The organism is bacterium (assembly GCA_024224155.1).
GTDB lineage: Bacteria > Acidobacteriota > Thermoanaerobaculia > Multivoradales > JAHEKO01 > CALZIK01.
Map to the genome: position 1 here is coordinate 1 of JAAENP010000337.1, position 5922 is coordinate 5922.

Annotated in this window: 6 protein-coding genes and 2 tRNA genes; all 8 read left to right on the plus strand. The window is 65.9% G+C overall.

The features are described from left to right. Positions 1–208 precede the first annotated feature (208 nt). A tRNA-Val gene (locus tag GY769_17120) sits at positions 209–283 on the plus strand. 81 nt (positions 284–364) lie between these two features. Beyond that, positions 365–441 (plus strand) — tRNA-Asp (locus GY769_17125). Between the two features lie 100 nt (positions 442–541). Next, a complete protein-coding gene (gene rpmG, locus GY769_17130; GenBank protein ID MCP4203644.1) occupies positions 542–697 on the plus strand; it encodes a 50S ribosomal protein L33 in 156 nt (51 codons plus the stop codon). A gap of 11 nt (positions 698–708) precedes the next feature. Continuing rightward, entirely contained in the window at positions 709–2070 is a 1362-nt protein-coding gene (locus GY769_17135) for an amidohydrolase family protein (GenBank protein ID MCP4203645.1), read from the plus strand. 153 nt (positions 2071–2223) lie between these two features. Then, positions 2224–2874 carry a sigma-70 family RNA polymerase sigma factor gene (locus GY769_17140; protein MCP4203646.1) on the plus strand — a complete coding sequence of 217 codons (651 nt, stop codon included), beginning with the start codon at positions 2224–2226 and terminating at the stop codon, positions 2872–2874. An 11-nt stretch (positions 2875–2885) separates the two neighbouring features. Continuing rightward, positions 2886–3842, plus strand: coding sequence for a histone deacetylase (locus tag GY769_17145; protein ID MCP4203647.1), 957 nt, complete (start codon positions 2886–2888; stop codon positions 3840–3842). An 81-nt stretch (positions 3843–3923) separates the two neighbouring features. Continuing rightward, complete coding sequence (locus tag GY769_17150) at positions 3924–5462, plus strand: IS1380 family transposase (protein MCP4203648.1); 1539 nt, start codon at positions 3924–3926, stop codon at positions 5460–5462. A gap of 299 nt (positions 5463–5761) precedes the next feature. Further along, positions 5762–5922: 50S ribosomal protein L28 (gene rpmB / locus GY769_17155; protein ID MCP4203649.1), on the plus strand; the 161-nt coding region annotated here is incomplete at its 3' end.

Below are 5922 nucleotides of genomic sequence, written 5' to 3' on the forward strand. Positions count from 1 at the left end.
AATAAGCGCTTTTGCTTGGCTCCCAGGCCGCTCACTTAGTAAGCAGTCTTGTACAAACTTCTCTATATCCGTAAGTTAGTGACTGCGAGCTCCGGTCTATTGACCGTCCAGTCGGGTCGTCAGGGCTGCTGAAGACGGATGGCGGGGTGGGTTGGGCGGTTGACTTCCACGAAAGCCTTGCCTAAGATGAGGCGCCTTCGGCGTCCGAGGGGGGTTAGCTCAGTGGTAGAGCACCTGCCTTACACGCAGGGGGTCGCGGGTTCAAGTCCCACACCTCCCACCAGCAGTCGCTGGCCTGCGGAGAGCTCGAGGAGCGGAAGCAGGTCCTTGCGGAGGTTTCAACAGAGTCGATACTGAATAGAGCGGGGCCGTAGTTCAGCTGGTTAGAACGCCGGCCTGTCACGCCGGAGGTCGCGGGTTCGAGTCCCGTCGGCCCCGCCACTTCACTCAGCCAGGGATTCGCTCGAGCCGGGCGCCGCCCTGGGTTTTCGTTTCGTGGCTCGGGATCCCCGACGTCGTCGCACCAGATCTGGAGATCATCATGCGTGAGAAGATCAAGCTCGTTTCTTCGGCCGAGACCGGCTACTTCTACACCACCACCAAGAACAAGAAGCTCTCGACCGAGAAGCTGCGCCTCAAGAAGTACGACCCCAAGATCCGTAAGCACGTCGAGTTCGTCGAAGAGAAGCTGCGCTAGAGGGCCCTCGGATGCCCGACGCGCGGCCGGTGCTGTTGTATGGCGGTCATGTGCTGACCATGGCCGGGCCGGAAGCCGGAGCGCCAGTGGTGCGCGAAGCGGAGGTCCTGCTCGACGGCGGCCGGATTGCCGCGATCGGGCGGGCGCTCACCGTCATGCCGGGCACCCGGCTGCTCGACGTCCAGGGTCAGCTCGTCCTACCGGGTTTGGTGCAGGGGCACGTTCATCTGGGCCAGACGTTCTTCCGTGGCCTCGCCGAGGGCCGGCAGCTGCTGACCTGGTTGAAAGAACGGATCTGGCCTCTGGAGGCCGCCCATGACGACGAGAGCGCGTATTGGTGCACGCTTCTCGGCGCCGCCGAGTGCCTGCTCGGAGGCCCGACCACCGTCCAGGACATCGGCATCGGGCCGGGTGCCCGCGGCTACCTCAAAGCGATGGTCGATTCCAGGCTCCGGGGTCTCGGCGGCAAGTGTCTGATGGACACCGGTGAGGGGTTGCCGGCCAACCTGGCCGAGGATACCGACGCGTCGCTCGCCGAAGCCGAGCATCTGGGTAGCGAATTCGACGGCGCGGGTGGCGGGCGTCTGCGTTACGCGATCAATCCCCGCTTCATCCTGTCGTGCTCCGACGGGCTGTGGGACGGTGTTCAGGCGCTCGCCGAGCGGCATGACTGGCCGGTTCATACCCACGCTCTGGAGCAACGTGAGGAGTCCGATCTGGTGCGCGCCACCAAGCAGGGGCGCGACGAGATCGAGTACTTCGACGACTGCGGCATCCTGGGTACGGATCTGCGCGTCGCCCATGGCGTGTGGCTCGAAGAGCGTCACTACGAGCGGTTGCGAGCGTCGCGTTTCTCGGTCGCGCACTGCCCCAGCGCGAACCTCAAGCTGGGTTCGGGCGTCGCCGACGTCGTCGGCCTGCGCGCGGCTCAGATCCCGGTCAGCGTCGGTTGTGACGGCGCGGCCTGCAACAATCGTCTCGACGCTTTCGACGAGCTGCGCCTGGCGGCGCTGCTCCAGCAACAGCGTCACGGGCCGGCGTCTTTCTCCGGCCGGGACGCTCTGCGGCTGGCGACCGCGGACGGCGCGGCGGCGCTCGGGATGAGCGAGCAGATCGGCACCCTGGAAGTGGGCAAGCAGGCGGACGTGACGGTCTTGTCGGCGGACAGTCCCGAGCTGTGGTCGGCGCCGCAGACCGATCTCCACGATCTGGTGGCCTTCAGTGCCTCGCGCGCCCATGTCCGTCACGTCTTCGTCGGCGGCGAACAGTTGGTCGAAGACGGCAGCCTGGTCCACCTCGACCTGGCCGAGATTCGCCGGGAGGCCGATCGCGCCTGCGCGGCCTTGCTCGATCGCGCCGGCCTCGATCTCTGAGCTGTGATCGGCGCGTTTGGCTCCGTGAGCCCGCCGTGCTAGAGTGAGCGTCCCTTCCCGGGGCTTTGCGCTCGACGCGGCCCCACCCTCGATGTCAGTTTGAAGCGGTTCCAAGACGCCGCGTCTCCTTTCTTTCCTGGAAAGGAGATGAGGATGACTGACATCGACCCCGCCAATCTTCTGGAGCGCTGCCTTGCCGGGCGGCGGACCGGCGACTGGCAAGAGCTCATCAAGCGCCATGGCGCCGAGGTCCGGCGCACGGTGCGGCGGGCGGCGGCCCGCCACGGGCTGCCGTTGACCGGGCCCGACCTGGACGAGATGGTTCAAGATCTCTACTGTCGTCTGCTCGCGGTACGCCGCCGGAGCTTTCGCGGTCGCTCGGAGTATGAGCTGTGGCGTTACGTGATGTGCGTGGCACAGAGTCTGGTGGTGGACCGGCAACGGCTTCAGGGGGCCAGGAAGCGCCGTCACAGCATGAGCCCCAGTCCGGCGGATCCTTCGCGGCTGCCCTCGCCGAAGCTCGACCCCGAGGAGCGGCTGCTCAAGAAGGAACGGCGCAAGGTCTTCTACCGGCGTTGTTTTGAAGTCGTGCGCTGCGGCCTGGAGTTGCGGGCACTGAAGATGGCTCTGCTCGAAGGCTGGTCGAGCCGCGACGTCGCCCGCGAGCTCCGCGGCGGCCTGAGCGCGGACCGGGTCGACAGGCTGGTCTATCTCCTGCGTCGGCACCTGGCGCGGGAGGGCATCCGGATGCCCCGGCGTTACTGTTCACCGGCCGTGGCGCCGGTGCCGGAGCCGGCATGTTAATCTCGCCCGTCATGTTACGGATCTTCACCGACCACCGCTGTCTCGAGCATCGGGCGCCCCCCGGCTATCCGGAACGGCCGGAACGGCTAACCGGCGTGTTGGAGACCCTGCGCGCGGGAGACTGGGACGTCGTTGCTTCGCCGGGCGGATCGGCCGGGCCGCGGGCGGCGGTCGAAGCGATCCATGATCCCGGCTACGTGGCGCGTCTCGAAGCCGCGGTCGAGCGCGGCGACGGCTTGATCGACTCGGCGGACAATCCGCTCTCGGCCGGCACCTGGCCGGCCGCCTGGGGGGCGGTCGAATGCGCGCTGGAGGCGGTGGACTGGGTGATGGCCGGAGAGAGCCGTGCCGCGTTCGCGGCGGTGCGACCGCCCGGGCATCACGCGGAACGGGCGACCGCGATGGGCTTCTGCTACTTCAATGCCGTGGCGGCCTGTGCCGAGCACCTCCGGCGGCGCCACGGGCTCGAACGGGTGGCCATCGTCGACTTCGACGTCCACCATGGCAACGGTACCCAACACATCTTCGAGGAGCGTGGAGACGTGCTCTACGTCAGCCTGCACCAGTTCCCGTTCTATCCGGGCACCGGGGCGGCCGCCGAGCGTGGCACCTCGGCCGGAGTGGGCGCGACGCTGAACGTGCCGCTGCCGGCGGGCTGCGGAGACACCGCCTATCTCGAGGCTTTCGACCGGCAGGTGGTGCCCGCGCTGGTGAGCTTCGGCCCCCAGATGCTCTTGATCTCGGCCGGCTTCGATGCCTGGCAGCGAGATCCTCTGGGCGGCATGCGGGTGACGGCGGACGGCTTCGAGCGCTGGGGGCAGCGGCTCTCAGAAGCGGCGGGCAGGATCTGTGCCGGGCGCAGCGTATCCCTGTTGGAAGGCGGCTACGACCTGGAGCGTCTGGGAGAGCTGGTCGAGCGTTACCTCACGGGGCTCGCTGCCACCCTTGATCCGCCACCAAAAAAGTAGGAACCCCGTTAGCGCCCTGCAACGACAGGGGTTAAGGTCGAGTTACGACAAACGACCGATCACCAACGGGGTGAAGACATGGTGGCACAAGGCGTTCTTCCGTACCAGCTCGAAGTTGAGACCCACAAGATGTCCCTGACCGGATTGGCGGGTCTTCCGATCTACCTGGACCTGGCCCATGTGGTGGGTTTGCGAGACGCCATCACCGAGCACGTCCAGGTGCGCAGCGATTCGCAGGGCTGGACGGATGCGCAGATGGTGACGGCGCTGATTTTGCTCAATCTTGCGGGTGGGCAGTGCGTCGAGGATCTGGAGAAGCTCGAAAACGACCCGGGCTTTGCGAAGATCCTGCACCGTGTGGAGACCTTCGGGATGCCACGCTCGGAGCGTCGGCGCTTGGAGCGGCGCTGGCGCAAGTCGACGGAGCGCACGGTGCCTTCGGCCTCGGCGATGCGCCGCTACCTGGCCTCGTTCCACGACGCAGATCAAGAGTCACTACGTGAGCCAGGCAGTGCGTTCATCCCTTCTCCGGGCAGCGCTTTGGCGGGCTTGTCGAAGGTCAACGAGGCCTGTGTGGCGTTTCTCCAACGGCAGAGCGCCGAGGCGACGGCGACTCTGGATATGGACGCCACGCTAATCGAGACGCAGAAACAAGAGGCGCTCTACTGCTACAAGAAGTTCCGAGCCTTTCAGCCCCTGAACGTGTGGTGGGCCGAGCAACAGGCAATGCTGCGTTCTGAGTTTCGCGATGGCAACGTGCCGGCAGGATTTCAGCAATTGCGGGTGCTCAAGCAGAGCCTGGAATCTCTGCCCGAGGGCGTGGAGAAGGTCTCGATGCGTTCGGATTCGGCGGGCTATCAATGGGATCTGCTGCGCTACTGTGCCGAAGGTCACAGCGAACGTTTCGGCGTCATCGACTTCGCCGTTAGTGCCGATGTCACGCCAGCGTTCCGCCAAGCGGTCTATGAGGTGGCGCAGGAGGACTGGCATCCCTTGCAGCGCCGCGTCGGGGGCCGCCTGGTCGACAGCGACCAGCAATGGGCCGAGGTCTGCTTCGTGCCCAATGAAGCCGCGCGCAAGAAGACGGGGCCGAGCTATCGGTTCCTGGCGATCCGAGAGCCCTTGCGCCAGCTTGAGCTCGACGGCATGGAGAGCGATCAAGCCGAACTTCCGTTCCCGACGATCTCCTACTCAGAGTCCGGCCCACCTCGTCGCTTCAAGCTCTTCGGCGTGGTGACCAACCGCGATCTTCCGGGCGATGAGCTGATCCGGTGGCACCGGCAACGATGTGGCAAAAGCGAAGAAGTGCACGCGGTCATGAAAGACGACCTGGCGGGCGGGCAGCTGCCCTCCAAGCTCTTCGGCGCCAACGCCGCGTGGTGGGGCGCCATGATCCTGGCCTTGAACCTAAATACGCTGATGAAACGGCTTGTCCTGGGCGCAGGCTGGGTCACCAAGAGGATGAAAGCGATCCGCTATTGGATCATCGACCTTCCGGGCCGGCTCGTGCACCATGCCCGCCAGCTGACGCTGCGGCTCAGCGCCGGCCATCCATCGGCTGAGCTTCTGATCGAGGCCCGCCGCACCTTGGCAGCTATGGCCGCAGGGCCCTCCGGATAACCCGGATCCGCTCGAACGTCTTGCCCCCGATCGGTTCGCTTGGGTCGATCCGAAGCAGCGTGCCTGGATTTCGGCAATCGCAGGCCAACCGGCGCGAGATCCGGCTCAGCCACCCGTGGCACGACGTTTCCAACGTCGGCGGACGCCTCACGACTCCGACGAGCCGCTCTCGGCGAGGTGTCCTGCGCCTAGGTGGCGGATTCTGGGTTCTCGGGCGGCTTGCGCCGCCGCCGTTTTTGTGAGATCGTTCGTCCCTCCCGCCCCGTTCCGGGGCAAAAGTTTCCCTACAGGTAAAGACCATGGCCAGAAGATGTGAGATATGCGATCGAGGTACGGTCAGCGGGCATAGCATCAGCCACGCCCACAACGTCACCAACCGTACCTGGAAGCCCAATCTGCAGCGCATGCGCGCGGTGATCGACGGCGCCACGCGGCGAATCTGGGTCTGCACCCGCTGCGT

Coding starts and splice junctions, on each gene's coding strand:
- rpmG (MCP4203644.1), top strand. CDS start 542: ATGCGTGAGAAGATCAAGCTCGTTTCTTCGGCCGAGACCGGCTACTTC.
- GY769_17135 (MCP4203645.1), top strand. CDS start 709: ATGCCCGACGCGCGGCCGGTGCTGTTGTATGGCGGTCATGTGCTGACC.
- GY769_17140 (MCP4203646.1), top strand. CDS start 2,224: ATGACTGACATCGACCCCGCCAATCTTCTGGAGCGCTGCCTTGCCGGG.
- GY769_17145 (MCP4203647.1), top strand. CDS start 2,886: ATGTTACGGATCTTCACCGACCACCGCTGTCTCGAGCATCGGGCGCCC.